This window comes from Faecalibacterium tardum, assembly GCF_040096515.1.
Lineage (GTDB): Bacteria > Bacillota > Clostridia > Oscillospirales > Ruminococcaceae > Faecalibacterium > Faecalibacterium tardum.
On sequence record NZ_JBBMEO010000003.1, the window covers coordinates 14,795 to 33,643 of the forward strand.

15 protein-coding genes are annotated in these 18,849 nt (G+C 59.1%); 13 read left to right on the forward strand and 2 right to left on the reverse strand.

The genetic code is table 11. The features are described from left to right. Positions 1-8 precede the first annotated feature (8 nt). Together WMO44_RS03565 and WMO44_RS03570 are read left to right on the forward strand one after the other, a co-directional pair. Positions 9-1,913 carry a DEAD/DEAH box helicase gene (locus WMO44_RS03565; RefSeq protein ID WP_349151764.1) on the forward strand — a complete coding sequence of 635 codons (1,905 nt, stop codon included), beginning with the start codon at positions 9-11 and terminating at the stop codon, positions 1,911-1,913. Then, positions 1,910-2,758: a putative RNA methyltransferase gene (locus tag WMO44_RS03570; RefSeq protein ID WP_349151765.1), complete on the forward strand. Its 849-nt coding sequence runs from the start codon at positions 1,910-1,912 to the stop codon at positions 2,756-2,758. The genes WMO44_RS03565 and WMO44_RS03570 overlap by 4 nt, the downstream gene beginning before the upstream one ends. Positions 2,759-2,814: 56 nt before the next feature. Here WMO44_RS03570 and WMO44_RS03575 read toward each other — a convergent pair whose 3' ends face one another. Continuing rightward, positions 2,815-4,170: an MATE family efflux transporter gene (locus WMO44_RS03575; protein ID WP_349151766.1), complete on the reverse strand. Its 1,356-nt coding sequence runs from the start codon at positions 4,168-4,170 to the stop codon at positions 2,815-2,817. A 556-nt stretch (positions 4,171-4,726) separates the two neighbouring features. Between WMO44_RS03575 and trkA the strand changes: the two genes are divergently transcribed. The 11 genes from trkA (at position 4,727) to WMO44_RS03630 (ending at position 18,355) form a co-directional block, all read left to right on the forward strand. Beyond that, entirely contained in the window at positions 4,727-6,079 is a 1,353-nt protein-coding gene (gene trkA, locus WMO44_RS03580; protein WP_055185070.1) for a Trk system potassium transporter TrkA, read from the forward strand. Positions 6,080-6,091: 12 nt separating this feature from the next. Continuing rightward, complete coding sequence (locus tag WMO44_RS03585) at positions 6,092-7,534, forward strand: TrkH family potassium uptake protein (protein WP_349151767.1); 1,443 nt, start codon at positions 6,092-6,094, stop codon at positions 7,532-7,534. Between the two features lie 271 nt (positions 7,535-7,805). Beyond that, positions 7,806-9,200 carry an SPFH domain-containing protein gene (locus tag WMO44_RS03590; protein WP_349151768.1) on the forward strand — a complete coding sequence of 465 codons (1,395 nt, stop codon included), beginning with the start codon at positions 7,806-7,808 and terminating at the stop codon, positions 9,198-9,200. 93 nt (positions 9,201-9,293) lie between these two features. Continuing rightward, complete coding sequence (locus WMO44_RS03595) at positions 9,294-10,385, forward strand: TFIIB-type zinc ribbon-containing protein (protein ID WP_349151769.1); 1,092 nt, start codon at positions 9,294-9,296, stop codon at positions 10,383-10,385. A gap of 14 nt (positions 10,386-10,399) precedes the next feature. Then, on the forward strand, positions 10,400-11,245 hold the full coding sequence (locus WMO44_RS03600; RefSeq protein ID WP_349151770.1) for a TPM domain-containing protein: 846 nt from the start codon (positions 10,400-10,402) through the stop codon (positions 11,243-11,245). Positions 11,246-11,431: 186 nt separating this feature from the next. After that, positions 11,432-13,729: an ATP-dependent Clp protease ATP-binding subunit gene (locus tag WMO44_RS03605; protein ID WP_349151771.1), complete on the forward strand. Its 2,298-nt coding sequence runs from the start codon at positions 11,432-11,434 to the stop codon at positions 13,727-13,729. Between the two features lie 79 nt (positions 13,730-13,808). Continuing rightward, positions 13,809-14,792, forward strand: coding sequence for a diacylglycerol/lipid kinase family protein (locus tag WMO44_RS03610; RefSeq protein ID WP_349151772.1), 984 nt, complete (start codon positions 13,809-13,811; stop codon positions 14,790-14,792). A 280-nt stretch (positions 14,793-15,072) separates the two neighbouring features. Continuing rightward, complete coding sequence (locus WMO44_RS03615; RefSeq protein ID WP_055185083.1) at positions 15,073-15,360, forward strand: co-chaperone GroES; 288 nt, start codon at positions 15,073-15,075, stop codon at positions 15,358-15,360. Positions 15,361-15,406: 46 nt separating this feature from the next. After that, positions 15,407-17,041: a chaperonin GroEL gene (gene groL / locus WMO44_RS03620; protein WP_005923596.1), complete on the forward strand. Its 1,635-nt coding sequence runs from the start codon at positions 15,407-15,409 to the stop codon at positions 17,039-17,041. 284 nt (positions 17,042-17,325) lie between these two features. After that, positions 17,326-17,553: a hypothetical protein gene (locus tag WMO44_RS03625; protein WP_349151773.1), complete on the forward strand. Its 228-nt coding sequence runs from the start codon at positions 17,326-17,328 to the stop codon at positions 17,551-17,553. A gap of 31 nt (positions 17,554-17,584) precedes the next feature. Continuing rightward, positions 17,585-18,355 carry a hypothetical protein gene (locus WMO44_RS03630; RefSeq protein ID WP_349151774.1) on the forward strand — a complete coding sequence of 257 codons (771 nt, stop codon included), beginning with the start codon at positions 17,585-17,587 and terminating at the stop codon, positions 18,353-18,355. Positions 18,356-18,430: 75 nt separating this feature from the next. On the opposite strand, the gene WMO44_RS03635 is transcribed toward WMO44_RS03630, so the two are convergent. Then, positions 18,431-18,808 (reverse strand): type II toxin-antitoxin system HicB family antitoxin, encoded by a 378-nt coding sequence (locus WMO44_RS03635; RefSeq protein WP_015538062.1) that lies wholly within the window; start codon positions 18,806-18,808, stop codon positions 18,431-18,433. Positions 18,809-18,849 lie beyond the last annotated feature (41 nt).

Consider the following 18,849-nt stretch of genomic DNA (forward strand, 5'->3'; position numbering starts at 1 on the left):
GGAGAACCATGACATTTAAAGAACTGAATCTGTCCGCCCCGCTGCTGCGCGCTGTGCAGGAAGCGGGCTACGAGACCCCCTCGCCCATTCAGGCAGCGGCCATCCCGCCGGTGCTGGCAGGCCGGGATCTGATGGGCTGCGCCCAGACCGGCACCGGCAAGACGGCGGCTTTTGCGCTGCCCATGCTGGACCGGCTCACCGCCAATGCGCCCCGCCGCAAGGGCGCTGTCCGCGCCCTGATTTTGACCCCCACCCGGGAGCTGGCTTTGCAGATCGGCGAAAGCTTTGAAGCCTACGGCAAGTACCTGAAACTGCGCAGCACTGTCATCTTTGGCGGCGTGGGACAGGCACCGCAGGTGGAAGCGCTGAAAAAGGGCGTGGACATCCTCATCGCCTGCCCGGGACGGCTGAACGACCTGATCGGGCAGGGCTTTATCGACCTGTCCGCACTGGAAATTTTTGTGCTGGACGAGGCCGACCGGATGCTGGACATGGGTTTTGTCCATGACGTGAAAAAGGTCATTGCAAAGCTGCCCGCCCAGCGCCAGAACCTGATGTTCAGCGCCACCATGCCCGCCGAGATCGAGCAGCTGGCTGCCGGCATCCTGCACGACCCCGCCTTTGTCAAGGTGGACCCGGTGTCCAGCACCGTGGACCGCATCCAGCAGAGCCTGTACTATGTGGAAAAGGGCAACAAAAAGCTCTTGCTGCCGTGGCTCATCAAAAATTTGCAGCCGCCGGTGGTCAACGCACTGGTGTTCAGCCGCACCAAGCACGGCGCGGATAAGATCGCAAAAGACCTGACAAAGCAGGGCATCCCCGCCGCCGCCATCCACGGCAACAAGAGCCAGACTGCCCGCGTGACCGCGCTGGAGGATTTCAAGTCCGGCAAGACCCGGGTGCTGGTGGCGACCGATATCGCCGCACGCGGCATTGATATCAGCGAGCTTTCCCATGTGTTCAACTACGACCTGCCCGAGGTGCCGGAGACCTATGTGCACCGCATTGGGCGCACTGCCCGCGCCGGTGCGGACGGCACCGCCGTCAGCTTTTGCGCCCCGGAGGAGCAGGAGTATCTGGCAGGCATTGAAAAGCTGAACCGCCGCAAGATCCCGGTGGTATCCGGTCATCCGTGGGACGGCGTGCCCGCCCCGGTGCGCCCCGTGCTGCCTGTGCGCGGCAAAAAGCCCCGCCCCGAAGCGGATAAATCGGCCGAAGCGCCGAAAAAACAGGCCGAAACTGCGCCCGCAAAAGCTGCAAAGGCAGCTGCGCCCGCGCCAAAGCAGGAGCCGAAGGCCGCAAAGAACACGGTGCCTGCAAAACCGAAAAAAGAGGAAACATTGATGCAAGACAGCAACGCAAAGCGCGGGGTCCGCAACGACCGCCGCGCCAACAACCGGGGCGCAAACGCCCCTAAGGAGGCGGCAGCGCCCCGCGCCCGCCGCGAGAATGCCGCCCCCGCCCGGGGCAGCAACGCCCAGCCCAAGTTTGACCCCCATTTTGTCAGCGCCCCGGAGGCTACTCCGCTGCGCCCGGCACGCAAGACTCCTGCTGCACCGGCAGCACCTGCCATCCGCAGCGCACAGGAGCCCCAGAATAATCAGAACGCAAGCCGCAGCGGCAGCCGCCGCAACGACCGCAGCGAGCAGCGCGCTGCCCAGAGCAGCAACGCCCGCCCTGCCCGTAACGAGCGCGGCAGCGCAGGCAATCAGAACCGCACCGGCAGCGCACCCCGCGCTCCCAAGGCCGAGCCTGCCCGCCGTGGCCGCAATGCTGCCGCCCGGGACGAGGACCCGGGGCTGATGCTCATCAGCCGCCGCCCGCCCCAGCAGAAGTACACCAGCTTTGAGGAGTATATGGACGCCCACGGCGGTGCCACCGCACCCATTGAGGACCACAGCGAAGAAGTATGAGCCGGAACGAAGCCTTTGCCCCGTGGCAGTGCCCCCTGTGCGGCGGCGTACTGCAAGGGGAAACCGACCTGAAATGTGAAAAAGGCCACTGCTTTGACCGCGCCCGGGAGGGCTACTGGCATCTTTTGCCGGTGCAGAGTATGCGCACCAAAGCCCCCGGGGACAGCAAGGAGATGGTTGCCGCCCGCCGCGCCTTCCTGAACGCCGGATACTACGGCATTTTCGGGCAGGCGCTGGGGGAGCTGTGCCTTGCCCACGGCGTACCCGCCGCGAAGGACGCCCCGCTGCATCTGCTGGATGCGGGCTGCGGCGAGGGCTGGTACGACCGCTGCATCGCGCAGCAGTTCGCGGCGGCGGAAAAACCGTTGCAGCTGGCAGGGTTCGATATCGCAAAGCCCGCCGTGCGCTTGGCTGCAAAGGCGCTGCCTGCTGCGCAGTATGCAGTGGCGTCCAGCTTCAGCCAGCCGGTGCGCACCGGCTGGGCAGATGTGCTGCTGAACTGCTTTTCGCCCTTTGCGCAGGAGGAGTTCAGCCGGGTGCTGCGCCCGGGCGGGCGCATGATCTACGTTGTGCCGGGGGCAGAGCATCTGTACCAAATGAAGGCTGTGCTCTATGAAAAGCCCTATAAGAACCCGGTGCAGCAGGTGGAGTACCCGGGTTTCCGTGCCATTGATGAGCGGGAGGTGCAGGGAACCATCACCGTGCCCGCCGCCCAGCTGGAAGCCCTGTTTGCCATGACCCCCTACTACTGGAAGACGCCCCGCGACGGTGCTGCCCGCCTTGCGGCTCTGCCGCAGCTCACCACAACCATCGCCTTCCGCTTTCTGGTGTTTGAAAAGCTGTAATAAGATAAAAAAGGACTGCCGTGCGCTGCACGGCAGTCCTTTTTTGTAAAATAATGTTATGTATGATACTCCATCCACTTACCCTTCCATGCATACAGGATCATGAGCACAGCGCCCAGACCCCAGCTGACGGGGTAGAGGATGAACACGCCCTCGATGCCGGAGAAAAAGGGCAGCAGAAACTGGATCCATACCACACGGAACAGGCACAGCGAGACCAGCAGCACCACCATGGGCGGGATGCTGGCACCCGTGCCGCGCACGGCACCGGCAAGGCCGTGCAGAATGCTGAGCAGGAAGTAGAATGGACAGAACCACCGCATGGCCAGCTTGCCGTAGGTGACCACGGCCTCATCGGCGGTGAACAGGTGCAGAATGGCGTCCTGTCCGGCCAATAGTGCCGCGCCGGTGCAAAGGGTGTAGATGACCCCGATAGCAAGGGTGACCCACACCGAGCGCTTTACCCGGTCCAGACGCCCCGCGCCGTAGTTCTGCCCCACAAAGGTGGTGGCAGCCATGCTGATGCTGCTCACCGGCAGAATGTTGAAGCCATCGATCTTCATATAGGCTGCAAAGCCCGCCATGGCGGCGGCACCGTAGCTGTTCACGCTGGCCTGCACCAGCACGTTGGAAAAGGAGATGACCATGTTCTGGATGCCGGTGGGCAGACCCACCCGGATGATGCGGCCTGCCATTTTGCGGTGCAGCCGGATGGCGGAAAGCTCCACCCGGCAGGCGTCCTCGCTTTTCATCAGAAAACGCAGGCTCAGCACGCAGGACACCAGCTGGCTCAGGTCTGTGGCGATGGCAGCGCCTGCCACCCCCATCCGCAGCCCCACGATGAACAAAAGATCCAGCACGATGTTGGTCACCGATGCCCATGCCAGATACACCAGCGAGCGCCGGGAGTTGCCGGCGGCGTTCAGGATGCCGGCGGTCATGTTATACACCACGCTGAACAGCACGCCGCCAAAGTAGATGCGGATATAGGTCACGGCGTCGGCCAGCACCTCGGCGGGGGTGTTCATGGCTACCAGCAAAGCGCGCCCGCAGGCAACGCCGCCCACGGTCAGCAAAAGCCCCATGACCACTGCAATGGCAAGGGAGGTGTGCACCGCCTCGCGGGTCTCCTTGTGGTCGCCCGCGCCCAGATACTGCGAGACTACCACGCCCGCACCCACGGCCAGTCCCTGACTGAAGCCGATGAGCAGATAGATGGGCGAACCACTGGAGCCCACGGCGGCAAGGGCATTACTGCCCACAAAATTGCCCACGATGATACTGTCAGCGGTGTTGTACATCTGCTGCAGCAGGTTGCCGAAGATCAGCGGCAGGGCAAACAACAGCAGGCTTTTTACAATGCTGCCCTCGGTCATAAGGGTAGCGGTATTCCGTGTTTTTACGGCGGCCATGGGGTTCCTCCTCTCAGCGCAAAAAATCGCTTGTACCCCTTAGCATAGCACAAACCCCGCCCCGGGACAAGGGGCAGGGCGGACGATTTAAAATGGCTTCCGCTTCGCTCTAGCCATGTTCAGCGGAAATAATATTTATATTTTCGCGTTTGTCGCGCTCTGCGGAGCGCTCCAAACGCTATTTTCACAGGAGGGGTTTGGAACGAACTCCCTCAGTCAAAACCTGACGGTTTTGCCAGCTCCCTCCCAGAGGGAGCCTTTGGCGTAAAGGAAGGCCTGTCCTTATAGCAAAAAATAATCCGCTGAGGATGTCCAAAGCGTACGCGGTGGGCATTCTAAATCGTTTTGCCCCAAGGGACTGCTGCACAAAGCTGTGTGGCAGTCCCTTTTTGCGTTTTCGCGCTGCAATTGGCCTTTTGCACAAAAGAACTGTCGTTTTTTAAGCAATTCGCTGTATTTGCGGGGCAAACGGTAGAACTTTGCATCGGGATATGATATACTATGCTGTACTTGTATGCCCCGGAAAAAGGGGCTGCCAAAGGAGAAAGGACTTTTTATGAAGATCATTCTGGTGGGCGGCGGCAAGGTCGGCACGGCTCTGGCGCGCCAGCTCAGCGAGGAAGGCCACAACGTGACTGTGGTGGACACCAACAAAGCGCGCGTGGAGCACCTGACCGAAAGCTACGACGTGCTGGGCATCGTGGGCAATGGCTCGTCCATCACCACCCTGTCCGAGGCAGGCATTGAGGATGCGGATGTGTTCATTGCGGTCACCGGCTCGGACGAACTGAACCTGCTTTGCTGCATGTTTGCCAAAAAGGCGGGTCACTGCCACGGTATTGCCCGCGTGCGCAACCCGTCCTACAGCCACGAGCTGGACTTTATCAAAAAGCAGATCGGCATTTCCGCCATCATCAACCCGGAAATGGCAGCGGCAAAGGAGATCTCCCATCTGCTGCGGTTCCCCGGTGCCAGCAAGATCGATACCTTTGCGGACGGCCGTGTGCGGCTGATCAAGTTTGCGCTGCCCGATGCACTGGACGGCGTAGCCATTCGCGAGATCCCCACCCGGCTCAAGAGCGATATTCTGGTGTGCGCGGTGGAGCGTGAGGGCGGGGTCATCATCCCCAACGGTAACTTTGTGCTGCAAAAGGGCGATCAGGTCACCTTCCTTGCTACGCAGGAAAAGGCCCACGCCTTCTTCCAGCAGCTGCATCTGCCGGTGCAGCCGGTGCGCAACGCCCTCATCGTGGGCGGCGGTGCCATTGCCTACTACCTCAGTCAGGAACTGCTGGAAAACCATGTGCGGGTGCGCATCGTGGAGCGGGACGCCGCCCGCTGCGTGGAACTGGCCGAGCAGCTGCCCGGCGCACAGATCTTGAACGAGGACGGCTCTAACCGCGAGTTTTTGCTTTCCGAGGGTCTGGAATCTACCGAGGCCTTTGTGGCGCTGACCAACATCGACGAGGAGAATGTGCTGCTGACCCTGTTTGCCAAAAAGCACTCCAACGGCAAGCTGGTGACAAAGGTCAACCGTCTGGAATTTGACGATATTCTGGCCGGGCTGGATCTGGGCAGCGTGGTCTACCCCAAGTACATGACCTGTGACTACATCGTGCAGTACGTCCGCGCCCTGCAAAACGAGGCGGGCAACAACATCAAGACGCTGTACCGCATCCTGGACGACCGCGTGGAGGCACTGGAGTTTACGGTGCACGAGGAGAGCGCCGCTACCGGTGTGCCCCTGAGCCAGCTGCACCTGAAAAAGAACCTGCTGCTGTGCTGCATTACCCGCGGCAGCAAGATTTTGATCCCCCGCGGCGGCGACCAGATCCAGGTGGGCGATAACGTCATCGTGGTCACGCTGGAGCATGGTCTGCACGATCTGCGCGATATTGTGGAGCACTGACGGAGGCGGACTATGAATTATGCGATCGTTTTCCGTCTGCTGGGCTATGTGCTGATGATCGAGGGCGCGTTGCTGCTGCTGCCAGCCGCCGCCAGCTTAGTGTATGGCGAGTGGATGGTGCTGGGCGTGTTTCTGCTCACAGCTGCGGTCAGCGCCGGCATCGGCTACGCTCTGCACACCATCAAAGCCCGCAGTAAGGTGTTCTATATGCGCGAAGGCTTTGCGGCTACCTCGCTGTGCTGGGTGTTCATCTCGGTGATAGGCGCGGTGCCCTTTGTGCTCACCGGCTGCATCCCAAACCCCGTGGACGCTCTGTTTGAGACGGTCTCCGGCTTTACCACCACCGGTGCCAGCATTCTGCCCGCCGTGGAGGGGCTGCCCAACGGCATTCTGTTCTGGCGCAGCTTCACCCACTGGATCGGCGGCATGGGCGTTCTGGTGTTCCTGCTCTCGCTGCTGCCGCTGACCGGCGGCTCCCACGTCAACCTGATGAAGGCGGAAAGCCCCGGCCCGCAGGTGGACAAGCTTGTGCCCAAGGTACAGTCTACCGCTAAGATCCTGTACGGCATCTACTTTGCCCTCACCGTGCTGGAGCTGGTGTTCCTGCTGGTGGGCAGAATGCCCCTGTTCGAAGCCATGCTCACTGCCTTTGGTACGGCGGGCACCGGTGGCTTCGGGTTCCGCAACGACAGTTTTGCCAGCTTTTCGCCCTACATCCAGTGGGTCGTGACCATCTTCATGATCCTGTTCGGCGTCAACTTCAACGCCTACTTCCTGCTGCTCATGCGCAAGTTCCGCCGCGCTGCTGCCAGCGAGGAGGTGCGGGGCTACTTTGTGGTCATCGCAGTGGCAGTGGGTATCATCACTGCCAATATTTATAGTATGTACAACAGCTTTGGCGAGGCGCTGCGGCAGGCCGCTTTTCAGGTGGGCTCCATCATCACCACCACTGGCTTCTCCAGCTGCGATTTTGACCTGTGGCCGACCCTCTCCAAAGAGATCCTGGTCATGCTCATGTTTATTGGTGCCTGTGCGGGCAGCACCGGCGGCGGCATCAAAGTGAGCCGTTTCCTCATTCTGGGCAAGACCTTGGCCAAGGAGCTCAAGACCGCCCTGCACCCGCAGGTGGTGGCACCCGCCCGCATGGACGGCAAGCTGCTGAACCACGAGACCATCCGCACCACCAATGTGTTCATTGCAGCGTATATCTTTATTTTTGCGGCCTCCTTCTTCCTGATCAGCCTGAACGGCTTTGATATGGTGACGAACTTTACCGCCGTGGCGGCTACTCTGAACAACATCGGCCCGGGCTTGGAAATGGCAGGCCCAATGCAGAACTTCGGCTGCTTTGCAGACCCCGCAAAGCTGGTGCTCATCTTCGATATGCTGGCCGGCCGTCTGGAGATCTTCCCCATGCTGGTGCTGTTTATGCCGGATACATGGCGGCGGTTCTAAGCCTTTTGGGGTACGGGACAAGCATAAAAATATTGTTTCGGAACACCGGAGTCTCTATGGACGCTCCGGTGTTCTTTTTTATGAAAGAAGCTGCAAAGGCAGGTGGCAACGGTTAGAAATGCCTTGCGTTCAGTGCCGCATTGCAGTATGATTATAATATCAATTATCTGACCCTTACCCCTGAGCAGGCAGAACCTTTTTACAAACGAAATCGTTCTGCATGATAAAAAAGAAGAAAGCAAAACAATAAAACGTACAGGAGGAAATTACTATGGGTTTGATCAAAGCAGGCATGAGCGCACTGGGCGGAACGCTTGCAGACCAGTGGAAGGAATTTTTCTATTGCGATTCTCTGGACAAAGATGTGCTGATGGTAAAGGGCCAGAAGCGCACCTCCCGCCGCAGTTCCAACCACGGCGAGGACAACATTATCACCAACGGCAGCGGCATTGCTGTGGCCGATGGCCAGTGTATGCTCATCGTGGAGCAGGGCAAGGTGGTGGAAGTGTGCGCCGAGCCGGGCGAGTATACCTTTGATTCTTCCACCGAGCCCAGCGTGTTCACCGGCAACTTTGGCGATAGTCTGGCAGCTACCTTCCAGACCGTGGCCAAGCGCTTTACCTATGGTGGTGACACCGGCAAGGATCAGCGGGTGTACTATATCAACACCAAGGAACTGGGCGAGATCCTGTACGGCACCGCGACGCCCATCCCGTTCCGGGTGGTGGTCAGCGAGGAGCGGGGCTATAAGCTCTCGGTGAATATCCGCTGCAACGGCAGCTTTACTTACCGCATCTGCGACCCGCTGCTGTTCTACACCAACGTGTGCAGCAACGTTTCCAACCAGTACGATGCCTCGGAGCTGGCTCCCCGCCTGAAGAGTGAGCTGATGAACGCTTTGCAGCCGGCGCTGGCCACCCTTTCGGCCAACAAGGTGCAGTATTACGAGATCCCCGCCCACACGCTGGAAATCTCGGACGCGCTCAACGAGCAGCTGTCCAATATCTGGCGCAAAAAGCGCGGCATTGAGGTGTTCTCCTTCAACATCAACTCCCTGTCCATCCCGGAGGAGCAACAGAAGAAGATCACCGAGTGGGAAGAGAACGCCATGACCACCGACCCCACCACCGCCGCAGCCCGTCTGGTGGGCGGTCAGATCGACGCCATGAAGACCGCCGCCGGCAACACCGCCGGTGCCATGACCGGCTTTATGGGCATGGGTATGGCAGCCGGTGCAAACGGCATGAACGCCCAGAGTCTGTTCGCCATGGGGCAGCAGCCCGCAGTACCCCAGCAGCAGACTTCTGCCACCGACAGCTGGAAGTGCAGTTGCGGCGCTATCGCCACCGGCAAGTTCTGCCCGGAATGCGGCAGAAAAAAGCCGGAGCCTGCTGCTAACAGCTGGACTTGCAGCTGCGGTGCTACCGTTACTGGCAAGTTCTGCCCGGAGTGCGGCAAGCCCCGCCCGGCGGCAGCAGAAGGCTGGACCTGCAGCTGCGGCGCAGTGAACAAGGGCAAGTTCTGCTCTGAGTGCGGCAAACCCAAGCCCGCCGGTACGCCCAAGTATAAGTGCGACAAGTGCGGCTGGGAACCGGCCGACCCCGCACACCCGCCCAAGTTCTGCCCGGAGTGCGGTGACCCCTTTGACGAGAACGACCGCAGCTAAGTCCGGCGCACAGCCAGCCGCACAATAACCGATCACACTGCGGGGCAGGAAAGCAAATAAACTCCTGCCCCGCAGATCATAGGAGGAAACGCTATGGCAGGAATGCTGGAATATAAGTGCCCCTGCTGTGGTGGTGCCATCCAGTTTGACAGCACCACCCAGAAGATGAAATGTCCCTATTGCGATACCGAGTTTGAGGTGGACGCGCTGAAGGGCTACGATGAGGATCTGAAAGACCAAAAGCCCAGCAAGATGAACTGGACCACCCCCGGCGGCAGCTGGGCAGAGGGCGAGACCGCCGGTCTGCATACTTACGTCTGCAAGAGCTGTGGCGGTGAGATCGTGGGCGATGACACCATGGCCGCTTCGGCCTGCCCCTTCTGCGGCAACCCCATCGTGCTGACCGGACAATTTGCCGGAGACCTGCGCCCCGACCTCATCATCCCCTTCAAGTTGGACAAAAAGGCCGCCAAGGCCAAATTGCAGGAGCACCTCAAGGGCAAGACCCTGCTGCCCAAGGTGTTCCGCAGCCAGAACCATATCGACGAGATCAAGGGCGTGTATGTGCCCTTCTGGCTGTACGACAGCGATGCCGACGCCCAGCTGCGCTTTACCGCCACCCGCACCCGCTTTTGGTCGGATGACGACTACGATTACACCGAGACCAGCTACTACTCCGTGCGCCGGGACGGCGTGCTGGGCTTTGACGCGGTTCCGGTGGACGGCTCCTCCAAGATGGCAGATGACCTGATGGAATCCATCGAGCCGTTTACCATGAGCGATGCCGTGCCCTTCAAGACGGCGTATCTGGCAGGCTATGTGGCCGATAAGTACGATGTGGACGCCCAAAAGAGCATCAAGCGCGCCAACGAGCGTATCCGTCAGTCTACCGAGGACGCCTTTACCCAGACCGTTACCGGCTACGACTCCGTGAAAATGGAGAACAGCAGCATCCAGCTGCACGGCGGCAAGGCAAAGTATGCCCTGTTCCCGGTGTGGGTGCTGAGCACCAGCTGGCAGGGCAACAACTACATTTTTGCCATGAACGGCCAGACCGGCAAGTTTGTGGGCAACCTGCCGGTGGATAAGGCCGCCGCCCGCAAGTGGACGCTGGGCCTTACAGCAGCCGTTGGTGCCGCATCCTATGCGGTGATGTGGCTGCTGTGGCTGGCCGGGATTCTGTAAAGGAGGGACGGAAGATGAAAAACACTGCTACCCGACTGCGCTCCCTCTGTGCTGCGCTGGCCGCACTGGTGCTTTTGCTGGCGCTGGCCGTACCGGCCTTTGCCGCAGACGGCTTTGCCGACCTGTATTACCGCATGAACGACAGCGCAGAAGTCCTGACCGAGGATGAGGACAGCGAGCTGGAAGCTTCGTTGGAGGAGCTGAGCGTCCGCCAGAGTTTTGATGTGGTCGTTGCCACCATCGACTCGCTGGAAGACGAGGGCTACACCAGTATGGAAGAATGCGCCGATGACCTGTATGATTACTGCCAGTTCGGCTACGGTGAAAACCGGGACGGCGTGCTGCTGGTGGTAAGCACAGGCGACCGTAAGTGGCATATCTCCACCTGCGGCTACGGCATTACCGCCTTTACGGATGCCGGTATCCAGTACCTTGGCGAGCAGATGACCCCTGACATGGCAGACGGCGATTACGCCGCCGCCTTCCGCACCTTTATCCAGTGGACGGACGCATATATCACCGCCGCCCGCGAAGGCCACCCCTACGATGTGGACAATATGCCCAAGGAGCCGTTCTCGATCGTGTATCTGGGCGTGGCGCTGGTCATTGGCCTGATCACGGCACTGATCGTGACCGGCGTGATGAAGAGCCAGCTCAAGAGCGTGGCACCGCAGCGGGACGCAACCAGCTATGTGCGGCAGGGCAGTATGAAGCTGACCAACCAGCGGGATCTGTTCCTGTACCGTGACGTGCACCGCACCGAGCGGCCAAAGGAGTCCAGCTCCAGCGATTCCGGTGGCAGTTCCACCCACACCTCTTCCAGCGGCACTACCCACGGCGGCGGAGGCGGCTCGTTCTGATAACGTTCCCCGCAAGATAAAATCTCAAAAAACGATCCGCAGCAGCCGGACGCATCCGCGCCCCCGGCAACCACTGCGGATCGTTTTTTACTTTTCTGCCGCCCGACACAAACAACTGATTTTTTCTGCGCCTTTTGGGCTATACTTCCAGTGCAGACGATTTTATATGCAGCAAGGAGCAGACACATGGGCATTTGGGAAAATCTGGGTATAGGCGGTTACCGGGGCTTTTCGCGCCCGGCGGCGCGGCTGTTGCAGCAGGCGGTGCAGCTGGCGGGGGATTTGGGCTGTGAGCAGGCAGATACCAGCCACCTTTTGCTGGCAATGCTGCGGCAGCAGGGCGCTGCGGCGCAGTATCTCACCCGGAAAAACATCACCGAGCCAGAGGTGCGCCGCCAGCTGGCGCAGCGGCGCAGCGCCCCGGTACAGCGGCTGACCCGGCAGTCCATGGCACCGGACCTGCGCCGCACCATGGACTACGCGCTCATTGGGGCGCAGAACGCCCACGTCAGCCGAGCAGAGCCGGAGCACCTGCTCTGCGCTATGCTGGAGGATGACGGCTGCGCCGCCGGGCTGCTGCTGGCGGAGATGGGGCTTTCGCTCACCGAGGCAGTGCGGGAGTGCCGTCAGCTGAGCGGACAGTTCGTGCTGCCCGCCCAGCCCCGGGTGTCGGCCAGCATCCCCCGGGGCAGCCGCGCCAGCGATAAATATTGCCGCGATCTGACCCGCCGCGCCGCCGAGGGGGAGCTGGACCCGGTGTTCTGCCGGGAAGCGGAGCTGGACCGCATGGTGGAAATCCTGTGCCGCCGCCAGAAAAACGACCCCTGTCTGATTGGCGAGCCGGGCGTGGGCAAAACGGCGCTGGCCGAGGGTCTGGCGCTGCGCATTGCCGCCGGGCAGGTGCCCAGAGCGCTGCAAGGGCGGCGGCTGCTGGCGCTGGATATGGCAAGTCTTGTAGCGGGCACCAAATACCGGGGCGATTTTGAGGAGCGGCTGAAAAACCTGCTGGAAGAGCTGGTGCGGGACGGCACTGCCATCCTGTTCATCGACGAGTTCCACACCATCGTGGGAGCCGGTGCCGCCGAGGGTGCTATTGACGCTGCCAGCATCTTAAAACCGGTGCTTGCCCGGGGCGAGTTGCAGCTCATCGGCGCGACTACCAACCAGGAGTTTCGCACCCACATCCAGAAGGATGCCGCGCTGGAGCGCCGCTTTGGCCGGGTGCAGGTGGAAGAACCCACCCCCGCGCAGGCGGTGGAGATCCTCAACGGCCTTGCGCCCCGTTACGAGCGGTATCATGGCGTGCGACTGCCGCCGCAGACCCTGCAGGCGGCGGTGGAGCTTTCGGTGCGGTATCTGCCCGGGCGCTGCCTGCCGGATAAGGCCATCGACCTTGTGGACGAAGCCTGTGCGGCGGCGCGGATCCTTGCCGAAAAGGAGCAGCGCACCCAGCCGGTGCTCAGCCCGGAGGATATCGCCCGGGTGGTGGCAGCAGCCAGCGGCGTGCCCGCCCAGCGAGTGGGCGAGCAAGAGCGGGAGCGTCTGGACAAGCTGGAAAGCCGCCTGAATGCGGAAATTGTCGGCCAGCAGCGGGCAGTGGCTGCCGTGGCGGGGGCTATCCGGCGCAGCCGCACCGGTCTGGGCGAGCCGGGGCGGCCCATCGGTGCTATGCTGTTTTTAGGGCCTACCGGCGTGGGAAAGACCGCACTGGCGCGGGCACTGGCGGTCAGCTGGTTCGGCAGCGAGAAAGCGCTGCTCAAATTTGATATGTCGGAGTATCAGGAGCAGCACACCGCCGCCCGGCTGCTGGGTGCGCCGCCGGGCTACCTCGGTCACGACGAGGGCGGTCAACTGACTGAGGCCGTGCGCCGCCGCCCGTACAGCGTTGTGCTGTTTGACGAGATCGAAAAGGCACACCCGGATATCCAGAATATCCTGTTGCAAATTTTGGAGGACGGTCAGCTGACCGATGCCATGGGGCGCAAGGCAGATTTCCGCAACACCATCGTGCTGCTCACCTCCAACTTGGGCGCACGTTTCTTAGCGGGGCAGAACGCGCCGCTGGGCTTTGCCGCCGGGGCAGAAGCGGTGTTTGAAAAGCAGTCCGCACAGGCTGTGGAGGAAGCCAAAAAGTGGTTCCGGCCGGAGCTGCTCGGGCGGCTGGATGAAGTGATCGTGTTCCGCCCGCTGGAAGAGGAAAACCTCTGCGCCATTGCAGAAAAAATGCTCTGCCAGCTGGAGCAGCGCGCCGCCCGCAGCGGTTACCGGCTGCGCCATACCCCGCAGGTGGGGGCGGCACTGGCTGCCCGGGCGCAATCGGCCTACGGTGCGCGGGAGCTGCGCCGTCAGGTGGACAGGGCGGTGGAGCAGGCGCTTGCAAACCGCATTGCCGCCGGGACTGCCTGCGTAGGGCAGCACTGGACAGCAGACTGCGCCGCCGATGGCAGCATTGTTTTGCGGGAGGATGAGACCATAACCCTATAAGAAAATAGCGTTTTTGCTTGCAACCGGCACGGTTTTCGACTATTATAGAGGAAATAGAGTTACAACAGGGAGGACCCCGATGCACACGCTGTTTCTTCTGAACCCCGCAGCCGGAAAGGCCGACTGTACCCGCACCCTGCCGCAGCAGATCGCGGCAGCGGCTGCCGGTGCCGGGCTTGCCCCGGAGGACTACACCATCCGCGTCACCACCCACGCTGGCCACGCCCGGGAACTGTCCCGCGCAGCCGCCGCTGCCGCCCAGAAGGCCGGGGTGGAACTGCGCATTTTTACCGCCGGTGGTGATGGCACCTTCAACGAGGCGCTCACCGGTGCCCACGGCTTTGATAAGACCGCCGTGGGCTGCCTGCCCTATGGCAGCGGCAACGACTTTCTGCGCACCTACGGTACAAAGGAAGAGTTTCTGGATCTGGACGCCCAGCTGGCCGGCGGGGCAGTGCCCATCGACCTGATGCGCACCAGTCTGGGACTTTCTGCCACCATCTGCGCTGCCGGTCTGGACGCACAGGTGGCCTACGGCATCCCCAAGTTCCGGCGCATCCCGCTGTGCGGCGGTGAAGCAGCCTATGCGCTGTCCATTGTCCAGCAGCTGTGCGGGCATATTGGCCGCAGGGTGGAGTATGTCATTGACGGCGAGGTGCTGACCGTGGACTGCCTGATGTGCGCAGTGTGCAACGGCCGCGCCTACGGCGGCGGCTTTATGGCCGGGCCGGAAGCACAGCCGGATGACGGCTGGCTGGATGTGTTCATCGTGCGCAAGGTCAGCCGCCGGGTCATTGCAAAGCTGCTGATGCTGTACAAAAACGGCCAGCACTTTAAAAATGGCCAGCTCACCGAGGCCGCAAAGCCCTACTTTATCTACCGCCGCGCAAAATCGGTCAGCCTGCGGGCAGCAGATGACCGTGGGCCCATCATTGCCACCGTAGACGGCGAGTGCGCTCCCTGCAAGCAGGTGTCGGTACAGGTGCAGCCGCTGGCGGGCCGCGTGCTGCTGCCGCTGCCCGCCTACCAGCGCTTTACCGCCAAAAAAGCAGGCATAAGATAAAAAGCACTGCCGCAAACCTTACCATCGGAACAGAACGCAGCCGCTGTGCAAAAATTGTGCAGCGGCTGCGTCTTTTTTGCGTGGCAGGGTACGATTTTTGGCCGTCATAAATTCTTAACAAAGAAAAATTGCAAAACCCCTTGATTTTTCAGGGCAAGATGAGTACAATACACTTAGCACTCAGAGAAAAAGAGTGCTAAACCACTGCGGAGCATACACGAAGCCCCGCAGGACACAACAAAGTTTCAAATAAATTCAATATAATTGGAGGGCAAGAATTATGAAGATCATTCCTCTTGCAGACCGTGTTGTTATCAAGACTGTTGAAGTCGAGGAGACCACCAAGGGCGGCCTGATCCTGACCGGCAGCGCAAAAGAGAAGCCGCAGGTGGCACAGGTAGTGGCTGTCGGCCCCGGCGGTGTCGTGGACGGCAAGGAAGTCAAGATGACCGTTAAGGTCGGCGACAAGGTCCTCACCAGCAAGTACTCCGGCACTGAGGTCAAGGTGGACGGCGAAGAGTGCACCATCGTGCGCCAGAGCGATATTTTGGCTGTTGTGGAAGACTAAGCTTTCCCTTTTCAATTGAGTTTGCATTATAAAGGAGCGATTTATTATGGCAAAGCAGATCAAGCAGGGCGAGGACGCCCGCAAGGCACTGTGCGCTGGTATTGATACCCTGGCTAACACCGTCAAGATCACCCTCGGCCCCAAGGGCCGCAATGTGGTGCTGGGCAAAAAGTTTGGCGCACCGGTCATCACCAACGATGGCGTGACCATTGCTAAGGAAATCGAGCTGAAGGACGAGTTCGAGAACATGGGCGCACAGCTGGTGCGTGAGGTTGCAACCAAGACCAACGACGCCGCAGGCGATGGCACCACCACCGCTACCGTGCTGGCACAGGCCATGGTCAACGAGGGCATGAAGAATGTTACCGCCGGTGCAAATCCCATGGATATCCGCCGCGGCATGAGCAAGGCCGTTACCACCGCTGTGGAGACCATCAAGGCACACAGCCAGAAGGTGAAGGACAGCAACGATATCGCCCGCGTCGGCACCATCTCTGCCGGCGACCCCGAGATCGGCCGTCTGATCGCCGAGGCTATGGAGAAGGTCACCTCTGACGGCGTTATCACCATCGAGGAGAACAAGACCACAGCCGAGACCTACAACGAGATCGTGGAAGGTATGCAGTTTGACCGCGGCTACCTGACCCCCTATATGGTCACCGATACCGACAAGATGGTGGCCGATCTGGACAACGCTGCTATCCTGATCACCGATAAGAAGATCAGCGTCATTCAGGATCTGGTTCCCCTGCTGGAGCAGGTGATGCAGAACGGCATGAAGTTGCTGATCGTGGCTGAGGATATTGAGGGCGAGGCTCTGTCCACCCTGATCGTCAACCGTCTGCGCGGCACCCTGAACGTTGTGGCCGTCAAGGCTCCTGGCTTCGGTGATCGCCGCAAGGAGATGCTGCAGGATATCGCTACCCTGACCGGCGGCACCGTGATCTCCTCTGATCTGGGCTATGAGCTGAAGGACGCTACCGTCCAGATGCTGGGCCATGCCCGTCAGGTCAAGGTGACCAAGGAGAACACCACCATCGTGGGCGGCGCAGGCGATAAGGACGCTATTGCAGCCCGCATTGCTCAGATCCGCAGCCAGATCGAGGCCGCTACCAGCGACTTTGACCGCGAGAAGCTGCAGGAGCGTCTGGCTAAGCTGGCCGGCGGCGTGGCTGTCATCAAGGTCGGTGCTGCTACCGAAGTTGAGATGAAGGACAAGAAGCTGCGCATCGAGGATGCTCTGAACGCCACCAAGGCAGCTGTGCAGGAGGGTGTTGTGGCCGGCGGCGGTACCGCTCCCATCAACGCCATCCCCGCTGTGCGCGCTCTGTGCGATACGCTGGAAGGCGACGAGCGCACCGGTGCCAAGATCGTGCTGAAGGCTTTGGAGGCTCCTCTGCGCCAGATCGCCAAGAACGCCGGTCTGGAGGGCAGTGTCATCATCGACAAGATCGTCTCTGCCAACAAGCCCAACTACGGCTTCGATGCTCAGAACGAGGTCTTTGTCGAGGATATGATCGCCGCAGGCATCGTGGATCCGACCAAGGTTACCCGTTCCGCTCTGGAGAACGCAGCCTCCGTCGCTGAGATGGTGCTGACCACCGAGAGCCTTGTGGCTGACCTGCCGGAACCCCCGGCTCCCGCCGCACCTGCCGGCGGTGACATGGGCGGCATGTACTAATAACTGCCTAAAAACCGCATGAATCCTTGATTTTTGGAGCGTGCAAAAGCGGATTTACGCCAAACTTACGCCACTTACGCCAAAAATCAAAGCGCACTATAGGGTAACAAAATCGGCACTCGCTGAAAAGCGGGTGCCGATTTTTTGCGTCTGGGAGTATTGAAGAATCGTGAGCCTGCTGGAGGATTCTGCGAGCGGCAGACTGTCAGAGGCTTTATTGTTGACGAAAAACAAAGGTAGGGATACAATAATAAAAACGTAAAACCGGAAGGGAGTGTGCCGCTGTGGAAAACCAGAGAGACTTCTGCACAGAATGCCGCAGAGAAACAAACTACACCCTGAAGAAAATCAAAATCAACCAGACCATCTGGGAAAAGGAGTATACTTTTGAAATCACGGCTGCTTTCTGCAACAAATGCGGCGGCGAAATGGGAATCCCCGGTCTGATGGACTATAACATGAAGGAGATCGACGAGCAGTATCGCAAAGCCAGTGACAACATTGGCGGATAAGAATAGAAATAATCAAAAAGAGGCTGATAATATGTCAGAAGAAATTATTTGGTATGAAGAAGTTTCACCAACGGCCAAACTTTGGCGTTATATGGATTTAGCTAAGTTCATTTCTTTGATTGGAAAGAAGAAGTTGTATTTTGCATCACTAGAATCATTTGAGGATATATTTGAAGGAGCGAAAGGAACAGTAAATCGTAAGGGAATATGGGATGGGTTTTATTCAGATTTTTTCAAAAAAGCAATACAAACGGTCCCCGGAATGAATCGTGAAGATTTGACAGATGAATATATAGAGAAGAATTCTATGAGGCTATTGTCTGAATGGGGTGCGATGGGCGAACTGGAAAGAAAAAATGTGTTTGTAAGTTGTTGGCATTGCAATCAGTATGAATCTGATGCTATGTGGAAATTATACTCTGCAAATGTGAAAAACGCACTTGCAATTCAGACAACAGGGCGACAATTATTTGAAGCACTTGGAAAAGACCCATCAGTAGAAATCGGAAAAGTACGGTACATTGACTATACAAAGCAGTTTGCTCCCATAAATGGCGCATATTGGTATAAACGAAAATCGTTTGAGTATGAACAAGAAGTAAGGGCAGTTACGCATGTAAGAAAAGCTGCTTGCTGCGGCATTGAAAAAGATGTCGATATTGAGAAATTGATTACTGGAATCTATATTTCACCGTATGCACCTAAATGGTTTGAAGATGTAGTGCGTGATATTACAGAAAAGTATGGGTTGAATAAGCCAATCTTTTATTCAGAAATGGCAGCCAAACCATTTTACGGATAGCTTATTATAGAAACAACCAGCCGCCCAGCATGACCATAACGGTCAACTGCTGGGCGGCTGTTGTTGTACTTATACTTACGCCAGATGGAGTTTCTCTTTCAGCGCATCCTGAAGGACGCCGGAAAAGTTGATGTGTGCCGATTCGGCGGCATCGTTGAGCCAGCCGGGAATGGAAAGGGTTTTCTTTACGGGTCTGTACCGCTTTTCGTACTCTTCCATATCAAAGGGCACCATCACCACAAAATCTTCCGGGTCAACATGGAGTGCAGAAGGGACAGAAGGCTCCGGGCAGACTTTGCAATCTTCCAGCATAAGGCCGATGGCATCCTGTGCCATGCGGACGGCTTCGTCCATGGTATCGCCTTGGGTGAAGCAACCCTCAATATCGGGAATCTCAACAGAGTACCCGGTTTCTTCCGGGTGAAAAATTGCAGGATAGAAAATAGCGTTCATAATGTGACCTCATTTATTGTATCATATACGTATTTTACGTA

Bases quoted from the DNA above. Each gene is read 5' to 3' on its own strand.
- WMO44_RS03565 (WP_349151764.1), top strand. From the start codon at position 9: ATGACATTTAAAGAACTGAATCTGTCCGCCCCGCTGCTGCGCGCTGTG.
- WMO44_RS03570 (WP_349151765.1), top strand. From the start codon at position 1,910: ATGAGCCGGAACGAAGCCTTTGCCCCGTGGCAGTGCCCCCTGTGCGGC.
- WMO44_RS03575 (WP_349151766.1), bottom strand. From the start codon at position 4,170: ATGGCCGCCGTAAAAACACGGAATACCGCTACCCTTATGACCGAGGGC.
- trkA (WP_055185070.1), top strand. From the start codon at position 4,727: ATGAAGATCATTCTGGTGGGCGGCGGCAAGGTCGGCACGGCTCTGGCG.
- WMO44_RS03585 (WP_349151767.1), top strand. From the start codon at position 6,092: ATGAATTATGCGATCGTTTTCCGTCTGCTGGGCTATGTGCTGATGATC.
- WMO44_RS03590 (WP_349151768.1), top strand. From the start codon at position 7,806: ATGGGTTTGATCAAAGCAGGCATGAGCGCACTGGGCGGAACGCTTGCA.
- WMO44_RS03595 (WP_349151769.1), top strand. From the start codon at position 9,294: ATGGCAGGAATGCTGGAATATAAGTGCCCCTGCTGTGGTGGTGCCATC.
- WMO44_RS03600 (WP_349151770.1), top strand. From the start codon at position 10,400: ATGAAAAACACTGCTACCCGACTGCGCTCCCTCTGTGCTGCGCTGGCC.
- WMO44_RS03605 (WP_349151771.1), top strand. From the start codon at position 11,432: ATGGGCATTTGGGAAAATCTGGGTATAGGCGGTTACCGGGGCTTTTCG.
- WMO44_RS03610 (WP_349151772.1), top strand. From the start codon at position 13,809: ATGCACACGCTGTTTCTTCTGAACCCCGCAGCCGGAAAGGCCGACTGT.
- WMO44_RS03615 (WP_055185083.1), top strand. From the start codon at position 15,073: ATGAAGATCATTCCTCTTGCAGACCGTGTTGTTATCAAGACTGTTGAA.
- groL (WP_005923596.1), top strand. From the start codon at position 15,407: ATGGCAAAGCAGATCAAGCAGGGCGAGGACGCCCGCAAGGCACTGTGC.
- WMO44_RS03630 (WP_349151774.1), top strand. From the start codon at position 17,585: ATGTCAGAAGAAATTATTTGGTATGAAGAAGTTTCACCAACGGCCAAA.
- WMO44_RS03635 (WP_015538062.1), bottom strand. From the start codon at position 18,808: ATGAACGCTATTTTCTATCCTGCAATTTTTCACCCGGAAGAAACCGGG.